Genomic DNA, 15193 nt, shown 5'->3' with positions numbered 1-15193 from the left:
GCCGTGACATCCCGGTCGCGTCCGTGACCCGCTCGGACCAGTGCCCGCCTTCGGTGCCGGGGACATCGGGTACGTACTGAGCGTTCCTGCAACCGGACGGACGACGAAACGGGGCACCGTGGGCACGGTGGGCACGAGACGAACAGGGCGCTCGCGGCGCTCCGCCACGGCGGCGCTGCTGGCCGCCCTCCTGGCGGGCGGCGCGGCGACGGCCTGCACGCGAGAGGCGCCGCTCGACGACGGACGCGGCAACCCTCCGCCCCGCACCGGCGCGACAGAGGGTCCCGCCAGACCGGCGAGCCCGGCGCCCCGGGCCGCCTCACCGCTCGTCGTGAAGATCGACAACGTGCCGGGCGCCCGTCCGCAGACCGGCCTGGACGCCGCCGACCTGGTGTACGCCGAGCAGGTCGAGGGCGGTCTCAGCCGGCTGATGGCGGTGTACGCGACCCGGCTGCCGGACGTGATCGGCCCGGTCCGCAGTGCGCGCGAGTCGGACCTGGAGCTGCTGCGCCAGTTCCACGACCCGACCCTCGCCTTCTCGGGCGCCCAGAAGAAGCTGCTGCCGCTGATCGGCCGGGCGCCGCTGCGGACCGCCCTGCCGGAGGAGAAGAGGTCCGCCTACTACCGGGGCACGGACCGGCCCTCGCCGCACAACCTCTACCTGCGCCCCCGGCGGCTGCTGGCGGCCACGCCCGGGTCCGACGCGCTGACCACGGGGTTCCGGTACGGTCCCGCGCCCGCGGGGGGCACCCCCGAGCGCACGCGCACCGTCCGCTTCCCGCAGGCCCGCTTCACCTTCGACTGGTCCGGGGACCGGCGGCGCTGGCTGGTGTCGATGGACGGCACGCCGGCGGTGACGGCCGGCGGCAAGCGGGTGGCCGCCTCGACGGTCGTCGTGCAGTACGTGCACATCCGCGCGTCCAGGTACCACGACTACCTCGGCAACGTCACGCCCTACACGGAGACGGTGGGCTCGGGCAGGGCGAAGGTGCTGCGCGACGGCAAGGCCTTCGACGCGGCCTGGCAGCGGCCCGCGGCCACGGGCGGCACGCGGTTCACGACGGCGGACGGGGCGCCCGTGAACTTCGCCGAGGGCCAGGTGTGGGTGGTGTTCGCCCGGGCCTGACCCGGCCGGGACGCGGTACGGGTCCTCACCGCCGGCCGACGGCCGGCTCCCCGGGACCGCCGGGATTGCGCAGCCCCTCCGCCGCGTCCGCGACGCGCCGGATCAGGTCGAGGAACAGGGTCTGCTCCCCGTCGGAGAGCGGGGCGAGGAAGACCTGGTTCATCCGGGCCGTGCGCACCGTGAGCTTGCGGTGGACGCGCAGGCCGTCGTCGGTGGGGCGCAGCAGGGAGCGGCGGCCGTCCTGCGGGTCGCGGACCTTGTCCAGGTACCCGCGCCGGCCGAGCCGGCTGACGACCTCGGCGACGGTGGACCGGTCGAGCCCCACCCGCTCCCCCACCGTGCGCTGGTCGAGTCCCGGCTCGGCGACCAGCGCGTTCAGGACCGCGAACTGCGGCGAGGTGATCTCCTCGGAGACCATCGTGTTCCACAGCAGGTAGTGCGCCTGCTGCAGCCGCCGGGCCAGGTGCCCGGGGTGGGCGGAGAGGTCCACCGCGGCCATGAGCGCTCCTTGTTCGTTGGTGCACTGAACGATAGCGGGTAGCCGCCCCTCCCGCTCCCCTTGCGCGCCGAGTCACCGAACTGGCCTTTCTTCGGGGGTCTTGACGGTTCATGGACCGAATGGCAGCGTGGGCGAAACCTCGTAGAAATACTCAGTGCCCTGACTAATATGACGGTCCGGGGCCGCGGGACGCTCGGAAGAGATGGGGCTTCGCAGATGGACAAGGTGGTCTCCACAGCCGCCGCGGCGGTGGCCGACGTGCCCGACGGGGCGACGCTCGCCGTCGGCGGGTTCGGTCTCGCCGGTGTGCCGAACGTGACGATCCGGGCGCTGTACGAGCGCGGGACCACCGGTCTGGGCGTGGTGTCCAACAACTGCGGGGCGATGGAGTCCGGCCTGGCGGTCCTCCTGGCGGCGGGCCGCATCGCCCGGGTCACCGGCTCGTACATCGGGGCGAACAAGGAGTTCGCGCGGCAGTATCTGGGCGGGGAGCTGGAGGTCGAGATGATCCCGCAGGGCACCCTGGCCGAGCGGCTGCGGGCCGGGGGCGCCGGCATCCCCGCCTTCTACACGCCGGCCGGCGTGGGCACGCAGGTCGCCGACGGCGGACTGCCCTGGCGCTACGACGGCGAGGGCGGCGTCGCGCTGGCCTCGCCGCCCAAGGAGGTGCGGGACTTCGACGGCACCCCGTACGTGCTGGAGCGCGGCATCCGCACCGACTTCGCCCTGGTGCGGGCCGCGCGGGGCGACCGGCACGGGAACCTCGTCTTCAACCGGTCCGCCCGCAACTTCAACCCCCTCGCCGCGATGGCGGGACGGGTGACGATCGCCGAGGTGGAGGAGCTGGTGGAGCCCGGGGAGATCGACCCGGACCAGGTGCACCTGCCGGGGATCTTCGTCCAGCGGGTCCTCGCGCTCACGCCCGAGCAGGTCGCCGACAAGAAGATCGAGAAGCGCACGGTCTCCGCGCCGGCGGACCGGGGAACGGTGGCCCACTGATGGCCTGGAGCAGGGAGGAGATGGCCGCCCGCGCCGCGCGCGAACTCGCCGACGGCCAGTACGTGAACCTGGGCATCGGGCTGCCCACGCTGATCCCCAACCACCTCCCGCCGGGCGTGGAGGTGGTCCTGGAGTCCGAGAACGGCATCCTGGGCACCGGCCCGTACCCCACCGAGGAACAGGTCGACCCGGACCTGATCAACGCGGGCAAGGAGACCGTCACGGTCCTGCCCGGCGCCTCCTACTTCGACTCCGCGCTGTCCTTCTCGATGATCCGCGGGGGCCACATCGACGTCGCCGTCCTCGGCGCGATGCAGGTCTCCGCGGGCGGGGACCTGGCGAACTGGGCCGTGCCCGGCAAGATGATCACCGGCATCGGCGGCGCCATGGACCTGGTGCACGGCGCCCGCACCGTGATCGTCGTCATGACCCACACCGCCAAGGACGGGTCGCCGAAGATCCTCGACGCGTGCACGCTGCCGCTGACCGGCAAGGGCTGCGTCGACCGCGTCATCACCGACCTGGGCGTCCTGGACGTCACCGCCGAGGGCCTGGTACTCGTCGAGACGGCGCCGGGCGTCACGGTCGGGGAGATCGTGGCGAGGACCGCCGCGAAGATCCGTACCGCCGAAGTGCCCACCGCAGAGCCCACCGAGGAGAAGCAGCCGTGAAGGACGTCTACATCGTCGACGCCGTCCGTACCCCGTTCGGCAAGTACAACGGCGCTCTCGCCGCCGTCCGCCCGGACGACCTCGCCGCCCACGCACTGCGCTCGCTGCTGGCCCGTACGCCGGAGCTGGATCCGGCCCGGATCGACGACGTCTACTTCGGCAACGCGAACGGCGCGGGCGAGGAGAACCGCAACGTCGCCCGGATGGCCGCCCTGCTCGCCGGACTGCCCACCTCCGTACCCGGGGTGAGCGTCAACCGGCTGTGCGCCTCCGGTCTTGAGGCGGTGATCCAGGCGGCCCGCGCCATCGCGGTCGGCGACGCCTCGATCGCCCTCGCCGGTGGCGTCGAGTCGATGACCCGGGCTCCCTACGTCCTGCCGAAGAACGACCGGCCCTTCCCGGCCGGGCACACCGAGCTGTACTCCACCACCCTCGGCTGGCGCATGGTGAACCCGAGGATGGACCCGCAGTGGACCATTCCGCTCGGGGAGTCCGCCGAGCTCATCGCCGACAAGCACAAGATCAGCCGTGAGCAGCAGGACGAGTTCGCCCTCGCCAGCCACCGCAAGGCGGCCGCCGCGCAGGCCGCGGGCCTGTTCGACGCCGAGCTCGCGCCGGTGCCCGTGCCGCAGCGCAAGGGCGACCCGCTGCCCTTCGCCGCCGACGAATGCGTGCGCGCCGACGCCTCCCTCGCCGCGATGGCCCGGCTCAAGCCGTCGTTCCGCACCGACGGCGGCACGGTCACGGCAGGCAACGCCTCGCCGCTCAACGACGGCGCGGCGGCCCTGCTCCTGGTCGACGAGGAGGGTCTGGCGGCCACCGGCCGCGAACCGCTCGCCCGGGTGTCCGCCTCCGGGGTCTCCGCGCTCGACCCCGACTACTTCGGCCTCGCCCCGGTGGAGGCCGTCCACCGCGCACTCGCCAAGGCGGGCAGGACCTTCGACGACCTGTCGACCCTGGAGCTGAACGAGGCGTTCGCCGCGCAGGTCCTCGGCTGCGTCGCCGAGTGGCCCGAGTTCGACCCGGCCGTCCTCAACCCGCAGGGCGGCGCCATCGCCCTGGGCCACCCCCTCGGCGCGTCCGGCGCCCGGCTCGCCGGGACCGTCGCCCACCAGCTCGCCCGCAAGGGCTCGGGGGTCGGCGTCGCCACCCTCTGCATCGGCGTCGGCCAGGGCCTCGCCCTCGTACTGGAGCGTTAGGAATCCCCATGGCTCGCACCCCCTCACCCACCCCCTCGCTCTCGCAGGCGGACATCGACCTGGAGATACGCGACCAGCAGGAGGCGTACGACAAGGCGGTCGCCGGCGGCGCCCCGGTCCTGCACCACCCACGGCGCGACTACGCCCCGTACCGCAGCTCCCTGCTGCGCCACCCGAAGCAGCCGCTGGTCGCGGTGGACGGCGGCGACCCGGAGGCCGTCGAGCTGTCCGGGCCGGTGTTCGGCGTCACCGACATCACCGAGCACGACAGCGACCTGACCCTCCAGCACCGGGGCGAGCCGATCGGCGAGCGGATGACCGTCTCGGGCCGCCTCCTCGACCGCGCCGGCCGCCCCGTGCGCGGCCAGCTCGTCGAGATCTGGCAGGCCAACGCCGCCGGCCGGTACGCCCATCTGCGCGAGCAGCACCCGGCGCCGCTCGACCCCAACTTCACCGGTGTGGGACGGACGCTGACGGACGATCAGGGCCGCTACACGTTCACCACGATCAAGCCGGGCCCCTACCCCTGGGGCAACCACACCAACGCGTGGCGGCCCGCCCACATCCATTTCTCGGTGTTCGGCACGGCGTTCACCCAGCGGCTGGTGACGCAGATGTACTTCCCGGGCGACCCGCTGTTCCGCTACGACCCGATCCTGCGGTCGGTGACGGACGAGGCGGCCCGCGACCGGCTCGTGGCCGCCTACGACCACGACCTGTCGCGCCCGGGGTTCTCGATGGGCTACACCTGGGACATCGTCCTCGACGGTCCCTCCGCCACCTGGATCGAGGAAGGTCGTTGACCATGGCCGAGCACCTGCTCCCCACCCCGTCCCACACCGTCGGCCCGTTCTACGGGCACGCGCTGCCCTTCCCCGACGGCGACCGCGTCGCCCCGCCGGGCCACCCGGACGCGATCAGCCTGCACGGGTACGTGTACGACGGCGCGGGCGCCCCGGTCCCCGACGCGCTGCTCGACTTCTGGCAGGCCGCCCCCGACGGCTCGCTGACGGGCGCCCCGGGCTCGATGCGCCGCGATCCGTCGACCGGCGGCTTCCTCGGCCGCGACGGCGTCGGCTTCACGGGCTACGGGCGGGTCCCCACGGACGCCGACGGGCACTACGCGCTGCACACGCTGCCGCCCGGCAACCCGGGGCTGCCGTACATCAGCGTGTGCGTGTTCGCGCGCGGCCTCACCCACCACCTCTTCACCCGCGCCTACCTCGCCGACGGCCCGGACCCGCTGCTCGACTCGCTGTCCGCGGAGCGGCGCGCCACGCTGATCGCGGCGGGGCCCGCGGCGCGGGACGCGAGCCGGGCGTACCGTTTCGACATCCGTCTTCAGGGTGAAGGCGAAACGGTCTTCCTGGAGTTCCGGTGACAGCAGCCGAACCGGCCGGGCCCGCGTCCCCGCCCCCGTGCTCCGACGCGGGGCTCCTCGCGCCCGGGCGGGCAGGATCGCCCGCCGAGGCCGCGACGGGCGACGCGGCCTTCCTCGGGGCGCTGCTCGACGCGGAGGCGGCGCTCACCCGGGCGCAGGCCTCGCTCGGCCTCGCCCCGGCCGCGGCCGCCGACGCGGTCACCGCCGCGGCCGACCCGGCGCGCTTCGACGTCCGCGCGCTCGCGCTGCGCGCGCGGGACGGCGGCAACCCGGTGATCCCGCTGGTCGCCGACCTCGGCGCGGCGGTGGGCCCCGAGCACGCGCCCCACGTCCACCGGGGCGCGACCAGCCAGGACCTCATGGACACCGCCGCCATGCTGGTCGCGGCCCGGACCCTGGACCTGGTCCTGGCCGACCTCGCCCGCACGGAGGGCGCGCTGGCGGGGCTGGCGCGCGCGCACCGGGACACCGTCATGCCGGGGCGCACGCTCACCCAGCACGCCGTGCCCACCACCTTCGGGCTGAAGGCGGCGGGCTGGCGCTCCCTGGTGCTGGACGCCCGCGACCGCCTGCGGCGCGTACGGGACGCCCTGCCGGTGCAACTGGGCGGCGCGGCGGGCACGGCGGCCGCCTTCACCGCGTACGGGGCCACCGACACGGGGGCCCTCGTCGAGGCGTACGCCCGTGAACTGGGGCTCGCCGCACCGGTGTTGCCCTGGCACACGCTGCGGACCCCGGTCGCCGACCTGGCGGGCGCCCTGGCCCTCACCGCGGGCGCCCTCGGCAAGACGGCCGTGGACGTGCTCACCCTCTCCCGCACGGAGATCCGCGAGCTGAGCGAGGGCACGGGCGGCGGGTCCTCCGCCATGCCGCACAAGGCGAACCCCGTACGGGCCACGCTGATCGCCGCCGCGGCCCGCCGGGCGCCGCACCTCGCGGCCACGCTGTACGCGTCGCTGCCCGCCGAGGACGAACGGCCCGCCGGTGCCTGGCACGCCGAGTGGGAGCCCCTGCGCGACCTGCTGCGGCTGGCCGGCGGGGCCGCCCGGGACGCGGCCGAGCTGACCGGGGGCCTGCGGGTCCACGCGGACGCGATGCGCGCCCATCTGGACCTCACGCACGGCCTGATCGTCTCCGAGCGGCTGTCCGCCGAGCTCGCGCCGGTGCTCGGGCGGGCCCGCGCCAGGGAGCTGCTCACCCGGGCGGCCCGGCGGGCCACCGAGGAGGACCGCCCGCTCGTCGAACTGCTGGCGCAGGAGCCCGAGTTGAAGGAGACCGACCTGGCCGGCCTCACCGACCCCGCCCGGTACACCGGCTCCGCGGGGGACCTCACCGACCGTGCCCTGGAGCGACGTTGACCAGCCCCGCCGACCGTCCCGCCGCATCGGACGGCGCCGTCCTCCACCACCGCCTCGAAGGGTCCGCCGCCGCTCCCCCGCTGCTCCTCGGGCCGTCCCTCGGCACCTCCACCGCCCTGTGGGACCGGGTGGCCCCCGAACTCTCCGTCTCCCACCGGGTGGTGCGCTGGGACCTGCCGGGCCACGGCGGCTCCCCCGCCGGGCTGATCGGTCCGGGCGCGACCGTCGCCGACCTCGCCGCGCTGGTGCTCGCGCTCGCGGACTCGCTGGGCATCGGCCGGTTCTCGTACGCCGGTGTCTCGCTGGGCGGGGCGGTGGGCCTGCACCTCGCCGTCCACCACCCCGAGCGGGTGGAGAAGCTGGCCGTCATCTGCTCCTCGGCGCACTTCAACGGCTCGAAGCCGTGGGAGGAACGGGCCGCGCTGGTACGCCGCGAGGGGGTGGCGCAGCTCGTCGGGAGCGCCGCCGCCCGCTGGTTCACGCCCGGTTTCACGGTGGAGCGGCTGATCGAGGACCAGCGGACCGTCGACCCCGAGGCGTACGCGGCGTGCTGCGACGCGCTGGCCGCCTTCGACCTGCGCGGGCAGCTGCCGCGGATCGCCGCCCCCACGCTCGCCGTCGCCGGGCGCGAGGACCCGGCCACCCCGCCCGCGCACCTGCGGGAGATCGCGGACGCGGTGCCGGGCGCCGCGCTCGCCGAGGTGCCCGGTGCCTCCCACCTGGCGCCCGCCGAGCGGCCGGAGGCTGTGCTCACCGCGTTGCGCGCGCACTTCGACGGGGGCACGCGGCGCGGGATGGAGGTGCGGCGGCAGGTGCTCGGCGACGCGCACGTGGACGCCGCGCAGGCACGGCAGTCCGCATTCACGGCGCGGTTCCAGGACTTCATCTCGCGGTACGCGTGGGGGGAGATCTGGACGGACGAGACGCTCGGCCGCCGCGAGCGCAGCATGATCACCATGACCGCGCTGGTGGCGCACGGCCACTACGACGAGCTGGCGATGCACGTGCGGGCCGCCCGCCGCAACGGGCTGACTCCGGAGGAGATCGGCGCGGTGCTGTTGCAGACGGCGGTGTACTGCGGGGTGCCTGCGGCGAATTCCGCGTTCGCTGTGGCCCAGCGGGTGTTGGCTGAGGAGCGGCCCGGCCTTTAGGCGCGGGCTGCTCCTCCTGTTGTGCTTCGGGTGCGGGTTTGTGGGGGCTGGGCGCGCAGTTCCCCGCGCCCCTAAAGGGGCGCCCTTGCTGGGCGCCCTCTTACGGGGTGTTCAGGGCCTGTTGGGCTTTGGTTGCCAGGGCGTCCGCTCCGCAGGAGTGGGCCAGGGTCAGGCCCCGGGTGATCTCCGCGGGTGAGCGGGAGGCGATGCCGTACTCGACGCGGGCCGCCGCGTGTTCGTAGGCGCACGGGGACGCTTCGAGGTAGGTGACCGCCTGGGCGAGCAGCGTGACCGCCTGCGGGCCGGTCTCCAGCGCGGCGGCGCAGCGCAGGGCCTCGCCGATGGCCGTGTCGGTGCCGAAGCGCTCGGCCTGGATGCGGGCGCCGGCGGCCACCGCGGCGGCGCGCTTGGGGTCGTCGGCCGCGAGGGCCCGGGCGAGGTCGCCCGCCCAGGGCGCCATCACGGTGTTGTGCCCGCCGCGGGACTCGGCCATCTTCTCGGCGGTCTCCAGCTCGTGCACGCCCTCGTCGAAGCGGCCGGTGGCGATGAGCAGCCGGCCCCGTACCGAGTGGGTGTCCGGCAGGACGATCGTGGAGGGGTGCGGCGGCTCGAAGGAGTACCGTTCGGCGATCTCCTCTGCCTCGGCGACGTGCCCGCGGGCCAGCAGCGTGTCGATGAGCATGCACGCCGCCGACCAGTGCATGGGCAGGCCCTGCCCGACCCGGTCCGCGAGCCGCAGGGCCCGGCGCAGCGACTCGTCGMCCTCCTTGAGGCGGCCCCGCCTGCGCAGCACGTACCCGCCGAAGGCGTGCGCGAGGGCCAGGTGGCCGCCGCTCCAGCCGGCCGACTCGTACGAGCGCTGGGCCTCCGTGAAGAGGCTCTCGGCGCGGTCGAGGCGGTCCGCGTACGTGTAGGAGATGCCGAGCATCATCAGGAGCTCGAAGCTCCACTCGGTGTCGGTCCAGCCGAGCCCGGGCGCGAGGCGGCCGTTGACGAGGGCGCGGTCGCACAGCTCGGCGACCTCCTCGGCGTTCTCCCCGCGGGTCATGGCGTCGAAGGCGCGCAGGATGAGCAGGGCCCGCTCGGAGTTGTCGCGGCCGGTGAGCGGTTTCACCAGCTGGGCCAGCCGGCGGGAGCGGCCGGGCGCGTCCTCCTCGCCCGCGTGGATGCCCTCCCACATGTAGTGCACGGCCTGCAGCCGCATCCGGGCGGGGCCGGGCTCCAGGCGGGCGGCCTCCGCGTCGACCGTGGCGACGGCCTCCTCCAGCTGGTCGTTGTGGACGAGCACGGAGGACAGCCGGCAGACCGCGTCGACCCGCAGCTCCTCCTCCAGGCCGTGCACCGACAGGGCCTGGCGCAGGTGGGAGATCGTGGTGGCGGGCGAGGTCAGGAGCGTGGCGCAGCCCAGTTCGTAGAGCACGCGCGCGTGGACCTCCGGGAGCGGCGGTTCCAGCAGGGCGCGCTCCAGGCAGCGGCGGGCCGCGTCCGGGGCGCCGACCGCCAGGTGCTCGCGGGCGGCCTCCCGCATCTGCTCGACCAGCTCGGGGTCGTCGTCCGGATGGACCTCCAGGAGGTGGCGGGAGGCCGCGGCGGCGCCGAGCCCCGACGCGGTGACGACCGAGGCGGCCACCCCGTGCATCGCGGTGCGCAGCGCGTCCGGGATGGACCGGTAGACGGCGGTGGCGATGAGCGGGTGGACGAACTCCAGCTCGCCGTCCGGGCCCTGGCCCGCGGGACGGTCGACCGCGGTGAGGATGCGGGCCGCGCTCAGCCGTGCGGCGCAGCGCTCGGCGTCCTCGCGGGGCATGCCGGACAGTTCGGCGGCGAGGTCCACGGAGATCTGCGTACCGAGGATGGCGGCGGCCCAGGCGAACCTCGTGGCGTCGACGCCGAGCCCCTCCAGGCGGTCGACCAGTCCGCGGCCGCGCGCGGAGCGGTTCAGGGCCCGTAACTGGGCGGCGGAGTCCTCGACGGGTTCGAGTTCGCTGTCGAGGACCTTGGCGAGGAGCTCCACGGTGTCGTAGGGGTTGCCGCCGGTGACGGCCCAGACCTCGCGGCAGAACGGGGCGTCGGCGTGCGCGCCGAGCGTGGCGCGGGTGAGGCCGGCCGTGGCGTCCGGGGTCAGGGCGCGCAGGCTGGGCATCGGGCGGGCCAGCTCGCCGATCGACTCCAGGTGGCGGGCGCTCTCCCCGGTGACGTCCCCCGGGCGCCGGGCGACCACCACGAGGACGGGCAGGTCGTCGAGGCGCTCGGCGAACGCGGCCAGCCAGTGCAGGGTCTCCTGGTCCGCCCAGTGGGCGTCGTCGATGATGAGCACCAGCGGCCACTCGCGCCGGGCCAGCCTGCGCACGGCGGCGACCAGGCCGTCGCACACGCCCTGCGGGTCGGCCTGGCGTCCGGTGGGCTCGGCGATCCCGAGGGCGGGGCCGGCGATGTCGTACCAGTCGCCGAAGTACTCGCGCGCCTCGTCGGGCATCAGCGCCACGAGCGCGGGCTGCAGCAACTGCCGCACCACGTTGAACGGGACGGACGTGATGGTCTCGCCGCCACGGGCCGACCAGACCGTGCAGCGGCCCTCGGCGACGGCGCGGACCCGGGCGAGCAGCGCGGTCTTGCCGATGCCCGCCTCGCCGGTGAACACGAGCAGGCTGCCCACGGCGGATCCGGCGCACAGGGCGTCGACGGCTTCCGTGACCGCGGCCATTTCCGTGTCACGCTCCCAGAGCGGCGTCGAGGCGGCCGCACCCGGCCGTGCCTCCGTCATCCCGCTACCTCCCCAGGTCGCCCCAATGGCGTACAGACTTCGAGCCTAGTCCTCCGGAAGGCGCGATGGAGCCTGGTCGGGACACCTGTTGCCGTCCTGGACGGGAGCGGCGGGCCGCACGCCGCGGCGTGCGGCGCCGGCCGGCCGGACGGAGCGCGCGGGCCGCCACCGGCCGTGCGCGGTAAGCGACTTCGAGGACGGCCGCGGGGCGGAGGAACGGCCGGGACACCCCGGCGCACGCCTGCGGGCCGCGGCCCGGGCGGCACTCCGGCGCCCGGCCCCGGTACGCCCGGGCGGGTCGGCGGCGCGCCCACCCGACCGCGGGCGCGCCGCCCCCGGTGCGCCCGGTGCGTCCGGTGTCCCCGTGGCCGGTGCGGCCGGATCCGGGGTCCTCTCATCCGGCTTTCACCCGCGCCTCATACGGTGGACCCATGACGCAGGCGACTCCCCCCGGCTGGTATCCCGACCCCGGGCAGACGAATGACGGTCCCGCCACCCAGCGCTGGTGGGACGGCAGGACATGGACGGACCAGACGCGCCCCGCGGAGTCGGCCGCCGCATGGGCCCCACCGGCCCATGCGCCGGGCGCCCCGTACCCGGGTGCGTACCCGGGTGCCTACCCCGGCGCGAAGCCGGGCGGCTCCAGGCGCGGAGTGCGTACGGCGATAGCCGTCGCCGCCGCCGTCGCGGTGCTGGCCGGCATAGGCGGCGGGGTGTACGCGCTGACCGCGGACGACGACCCGGGCAGCAGCAGCGAGCAGGGCGGCGCCCGGCCGGCGCCGTCGCTGCCCGGCGGCCCGCAGGGGCAGGAGGGCGACGGGCGGGGCGGCGGCCAGGACGGTGGCGGCGAGGGCGCGGTCCCACAGCCGCAGCAGAGCGAGGAGGGCTTCGCCGCCGACCCGGTCAGCGGCATCAGCCTCCCGGTGCCGGACGACTGGAGCGGCTCGACCATCCAGGTGGGCGCCCAGGTGACCTCCGGGGACTCCTACAAGTGCCCGGGCGACACCTCGGCGACCTGCACCAAGGGCGGCGCGTACTCCGCCCCCGCGCTCGCCCTGGAACTGAAGGCCACCACCGCGGAGGCCGCCGCCAAGGAGGACATCTCCAAGAACGCGGAGGAGTCGTACGGCGGGAAGAGCTACGGCGGGATCACCTCGCACGACGAGCTGTCCTCGAAGGCGGTCACCGTGGCCGGGCAGAAGGGGTACGCGGTCCGCTGGAAGGTCGTCACCAGCAAGGGCGCCGACGGGTACGTCGAGTCGCTGGTCTTCCCGGCGCCGGCCGACGCGCAGCGGCTGGTGGTCGTGCGCTTCGGCGTCGACGTCGGGTCGGACGCGCCGGGGCAGGCCGTGATCGACGAGATCACGAAGGGCATCAAGAAGTCCGCCGGCGGCGGCAACGGGCAGGACGTCTAGGGGGTCCCGCCTGCAGCCGGGTGGGGCGCCTCTCCGCTCAAGAGGAACCCCACCCGGCCGGGGGGTGCGCGCCGCCCCCGTCCCCACGGTGCGGCGCGATCAGGTCGCCGTCCGGTCATCCCGTGGACGGCGGCCTGGGTCTCAGGTGGTGTCCGACAGCCCCAGGGCGGGCAGCAGGGCCACTTCCACGTAGCGCAGGAGGTAGTCCGCGTCGGCGGGCCGGCCCTCCAGGAGGGGCCGTACGCGCAGCACGCCGAGCAGCTGCGCCGGCACGAACTCGATCACCGGGTGGTCGGCGGCGATCTCGCCCCGCTCGACCGCCCGCCCGATCATCGCCCGCAGCGCGTCCAGCTCGGGTTCCACGAGGGCGTCGCGCAGGGCGCGTTTCAGTTCCTCGTCCTGCATCACGGACTGCCCGAGCGCCTGCATGAGCCGGGTGTCCTCGTCGGAGCGCTCGCCCGCCGTGCGGGCGACGGCGCGCAGGTCGCCGGCGAGCGAGCCGGTGTCGATGCCGATGAACTTGGGGCAGTGGTTGGCGCGCAGCGCGGCCGCCACGAACTGCGGCTTGGTCTTCCACTGCCGGTAGAGCGTGGACTTGCTGCACCGGGTGCTGGCGGCGACGCCCTCCATGGTCAGGGCGTCGTAGCCGCACTCGCGGACCTGGGCGAGGACGGCCTCGAAGAACTCCTGCTCGCGCTCGGGCGTGAGCTTGGAGCGGCGCGAGCCGGCGACCGTCTCCGGTCCCTCCGCTGCCTGCGACGCCATGGCGCTTCTCCTCACTCGTCCCGGTGGTCCGCGTCCCCGGCGGTCCGGGGGCTGGTTCCCGGTCCGGCGGACGACCTATCGAAACGCCAGTGTACCGGAACGCTTCCGTATCGGTACACTGGCGTATCGATGAGCCTTGGACAGGACCCACCCCTGTGCCGAGTGGATCCCCTCCTGGGCTCACCACGCATCAGCACCGTAGAGACCGTCAAGCAAAGGGGCCGGGGGATGGAACTCCCAACCGAGCCTGCACAGAAGGGATCCGCCGCGAAGCCGCGGCCTCCCCTCGTCCGTGAGGTCCTGCTCGTCGCGGGCCTCTTCCTCGTCTACAAGCTCGGCCGGCAGCTGGCCACGGGCCACACCGCCGAGGCCTTCGCCAACGCGCACCGCGTGTGGGACGCCGAACGGTTCCTGCACCTGCCCGGCGAGGGCTCCCTGCAGTCCGCGCTGCTGCACGGCGACACCCTCGTCCACCTCGCCAACACCTATTACGCGACCGTGCACTTCCCCGCCACGGCGGCCTTCCTGGTCTGGCTGTACCTGCGGCGGCCGGGGCACTACGTGTGGGCCCGCCGGGTGCTCGCGGCGATCACCGCCGCCGCCCTGGTGGTCCATCTCACATTCCCGCTCGCCCCGCCGCGCATGCTGGCCGCGACGGGCCTCGTGGACACCGGGCAGGTGTACGGACCCACCGTGTACGGCGCCTCGCCGGAGACCGACTCGCTCTCGAACCAGTTCGCCGCGATGCCGTCGCTGCACTTCGGCTGGGCCCTGATGGTCGCGATCGGCCTGATCGCCGCGACCCGGTCCCGGTGGCGGTGGCTCTGGCTGCTGCACCCGCTGGTGACGCTGCTGGTGATCGCCGGGACGGCGAACCACTACTGGCTCGACGCGCTCGTGGCCGGCGCGCTCCTCGGCATCGCCCTCGCCGTCCTGCGCCCGCCCCGGCGGACGGCCGCGGACACCGGCGGCCCCGCAGCGCGGGAGCGGGAGCTGGAGCAGGAGCAGGAGCGGGACCGGAAGCAGCCGCAGGCGCAGGGCTCCGGCGGGGGATCCGGCGGCGGGTCCGCGGCCGGCACGCCGCAGCCGCCCGAGCTCGTGGGAGCCGGACGATGAGCGCCACCCTCCTCGCCGTCGTCCTGTCCCTGGTCTCCGCCGTCGCCTACGCGGGCGCCGCGGTGGCGCAGGAACGGCTGGCCGCGCGGACCACGGACGCCGGGATGCTGCGGCTGCTGGCCCGCGGCGCCTGGTGGTGGTCGGTCGGCCTCAACGCCGGGGCCGCGCTGCTGCACGTGGCCGCCCTCAAGTACGGGACGCTCACCCTCGTCCAGCCGCTCGGCGCGCTCACCCTGGTCGCCGCCGTGCCGCTGGGCGCGCGCCTGGCCGGGCGCCGGGTCAGCGCGGTCGAGTGGCGCGGTACGGCGCTCACGCTGGCCGGGCTCTCGGCCGTACTGGTCACCGCGTCCGGGCCCGCCCCCGACGACGTGCTGAGCGTCCCGCAGGCGCTGGCGGTCACGGGGGCCACCGCCGCCCTCATCGGCGTACTGGCCCGGCCGGGCGCGCGCCCGGGGCTGCGGCACGCGTCCGCGTCCGGCGTCGCCTCGGGAGTCGCCTCGGCGCTCACCCAGACCGTCACCGTCGCCGTGACGGACCGCTCCGGCCCGTTGCTGAGCTGGCAGGTCGTCGTGGTGGCCGTGCTGATCGCGGCGTTCGCCGCGGGCGGGCTGCTGCTGTCGCAGACCGCCTACCGGGGCGGCCTCGGCGCCCCGCTCGCCGTCGTGACGCTGGCCAATCCGATCGCCGCCGCGGCCATCGGCCTCTCGCTGCTCGGCGAGCGGCTGCAGGGCGGGGCGGCGGGGCTGCTC

14 protein-coding genes are annotated in these 15193 nt (G+C 75.0%); 11 read left to right on the top strand and 3 right to left on the bottom strand.

Going from position 1 to position 15193, the window contains the following annotated elements:
• Positions 1 to 118 precede the first annotated feature (118 nt).
• The gene (locus FGF04_RS11200) at positions 119 to 1126 is read left to right on the top strand and encodes a DUF3048 domain-containing protein (protein ID WP_149511143.1); all 1008 of its coding nucleotides are present in this window, start codon (positions 119 to 121) and stop codon (positions 1124 to 1126) included.
• Between the two features lie 25 nt (positions 1127 to 1151).
• Here the strand turns inward: FGF04_RS11200 and FGF04_RS11195 are convergent, their stop codons facing one another.
• On the bottom strand, positions 1152 to 1625 hold the full coding sequence (locus FGF04_RS11195) for a MarR family winged helix-turn-helix transcriptional regulator (RefSeq protein WP_149511142.1): 474 nt from the start codon (positions 1623 to 1625) through the stop codon (positions 1152 to 1154).
• A gap of 216 nt (positions 1626 to 1841) precedes the next feature.
• Here FGF04_RS11195 and FGF04_RS11190 point away from each other — a divergent pair, with 216 nt between their 5' ends.
• From FGF04_RS11190 to pcaDC, 7 genes are read left to right on the top strand one after another with little or no spacing between them, the layout of a single operon-like run.
• Positions 1842 to 2624: a CoA transferase subunit A gene (locus FGF04_RS11190; protein WP_149511141.1), complete on the top strand. Its 783-nt coding sequence runs from the start codon at positions 1842 to 1844 to the stop codon at positions 2622 to 2624.
• Entirely contained in the window at positions 2624 to 3295 is a 672-nt protein-coding gene (locus FGF04_RS11185; RefSeq protein WP_149511140.1) for a CoA transferase subunit B, read from the top strand. Before FGF04_RS11190 ends, FGF04_RS11185 begins: the two co-directional genes overlap by 1 nt.
• Entirely contained in the window at positions 3292 to 4494 is a 1203-nt protein-coding gene (locus FGF04_RS11180; RefSeq protein WP_149511139.1) for a thiolase family protein, read from the top strand. The genes FGF04_RS11185 and FGF04_RS11180 overlap by 4 nt, the downstream gene beginning before the upstream one ends.
• A gap of 8 nt (positions 4495 to 4502) precedes the next feature.
• A complete protein-coding gene (pcaH, locus tag FGF04_RS11175) occupies positions 4503 to 5297 on the top strand; it encodes a protocatechuate 3,4-dioxygenase subunit beta (protein WP_149511138.1) in 795 nt (264 codons plus the stop codon).
• A 2-nt stretch (positions 5298 to 5299) separates the two neighbouring features.
• Positions 5300 to 5875 carry a protocatechuate 3,4-dioxygenase subunit alpha gene (gene pcaG, locus FGF04_RS11170; protein WP_149511137.1) on the top strand — a complete coding sequence of 192 codons (576 nt, stop codon included), beginning with the start codon at positions 5300 to 5302 and terminating at the stop codon, positions 5873 to 5875.
• Positions 5872 to 7233 (top strand): 3-carboxy-cis,cis-muconate cycloisomerase, encoded by a 1362-nt coding sequence (gene pcaB / locus FGF04_RS11165; protein ID WP_149511136.1) that lies wholly within the window; start codon positions 5872 to 5874, stop codon positions 7231 to 7233. Before pcaG ends, pcaB begins: the two co-directional genes overlap by 4 nt.
• On the top strand, positions 7230 to 8384 hold the full coding sequence (gene pcaDC / locus FGF04_RS11160) for a bifunctional 3-oxoadipate enol-lactonase/4-carboxymuconolactone decarboxylase PcaDC (RefSeq protein WP_149511135.1): 1155 nt from the start codon (positions 7230 to 7232) through the stop codon (positions 8382 to 8384). The genes pcaB and pcaDC overlap by 4 nt, the downstream gene beginning before the upstream one ends.
• 100 nt (positions 8385 to 8484) lie before the next feature.
• Here pcaDC and FGF04_RS11155 read toward each other — a convergent pair whose 3' ends face one another.
• A complete protein-coding gene (locus FGF04_RS11155; protein ID WP_149511134.1) occupies positions 8485 to 11148 on the bottom strand; it encodes an ATP-binding protein in 2664 nt (887 codons plus the stop codon).
• Positions 11149 to 11579: 431 nt separating this feature from the next.
• On the opposite strand from FGF04_RS11155, the gene FGF04_RS11150 reads away from it, so the two are divergent.
• The gene (locus FGF04_RS11150) at positions 11580 to 12563 is read left to right on the top strand and encodes a DUF2510 domain-containing protein (protein WP_149511133.1); all 984 of its coding nucleotides are present in this window, start codon (positions 11580 to 11582) and stop codon (positions 12561 to 12563) included.
• Positions 12564 to 12704: 141 nt separating this feature from the next.
• Here the strand turns inward: FGF04_RS11150 and FGF04_RS11145 are convergent, their stop codons facing one another.
• Entirely contained in the window at positions 12705 to 13328 is a 624-nt protein-coding gene (locus FGF04_RS11145) for a TetR/AcrR family transcriptional regulator (protein ID WP_149511132.1), read from the bottom strand.
• A 228-nt stretch (positions 13329 to 13556) separates the two neighbouring features.
• On the opposite strand from FGF04_RS11145, the gene FGF04_RS11140 reads away from it, so the two are divergent.
• Together FGF04_RS11140 and FGF04_RS11135 are read left to right on the top strand one after the other, a co-directional pair.
• Complete coding sequence (locus FGF04_RS11140) at positions 13557 to 14444, top strand: phosphatase PAP2 family protein (RefSeq protein ID WP_149511131.1); 888 nt, start codon at positions 13557 to 13559, stop codon at positions 14442 to 14444.
• The coding region (locus tag FGF04_RS11135) for a DMT family transporter (protein ID WP_149511214.1) at positions 14441 to 15193 on the top strand (753 nt) is incomplete at its 3' end. The genes FGF04_RS11140 and FGF04_RS11135, both read left to right, overlap by 4 nt.

Origin of the sequence: Streptomyces apricus (genome assembly GCF_008369065.1) — a bacterium.
GTDB lineage: Bacteria > Actinomycetota > Actinomycetes > Streptomycetales > Streptomycetaceae > Streptomyces > Streptomyces apricus.
This window is presented reverse-complemented; position numbering and strand designations above follow the sequence as displayed.

Excerpts from the sequence above, each read along its gene's own strand:
- FGF04_RS11195 (WP_149511142.1), bottom strand. The coding sequence starts at position 1,625 with ATGGCCGCGGTGGACCTCTCCGCCCACCCCGGGCACCTGGCCCGGCGG.
- FGF04_RS11190 (WP_149511141.1), top strand. The coding sequence starts at position 1,842 with ATGGACAAGGTGGTCTCCACAGCCGCCGCGGCGGTGGCCGACGTGCCC.
- FGF04_RS11185 (WP_149511140.1), top strand. The coding sequence starts at position 2,624 with ATGGCCTGGAGCAGGGAGGAGATGGCCGCCCGCGCCGCGCGCGAACTC.
- pcaH (WP_149511138.1), top strand. The coding sequence starts at position 4,503 with ATGGCTCGCACCCCCTCACCCACCCCCTCGCTCTCGCAGGCGGACATC.
- pcaG (WP_149511137.1), top strand. The coding sequence starts at position 5,300 with ATGGCCGAGCACCTGCTCCCCACCCCGTCCCACACCGTCGGCCCGTTC.
- FGF04_RS11150 (WP_149511133.1), top strand. The coding sequence starts at position 11,580 with ATGACGCAGGCGACTCCCCCCGGCTGGTATCCCGACCCCGGGCAGACG.
- FGF04_RS11145 (WP_149511132.1), bottom strand. The coding sequence starts at position 13,328 with ATGGCGTCGCAGGCAGCGGAGGGACCGGAGACGGTCGCCGGCTCGCGC.
- FGF04_RS11140 (WP_149511131.1), top strand. The coding sequence starts at position 13,557 with ATGGAACTCCCAACCGAGCCTGCACAGAAGGGATCCGCCGCGAAGCCG.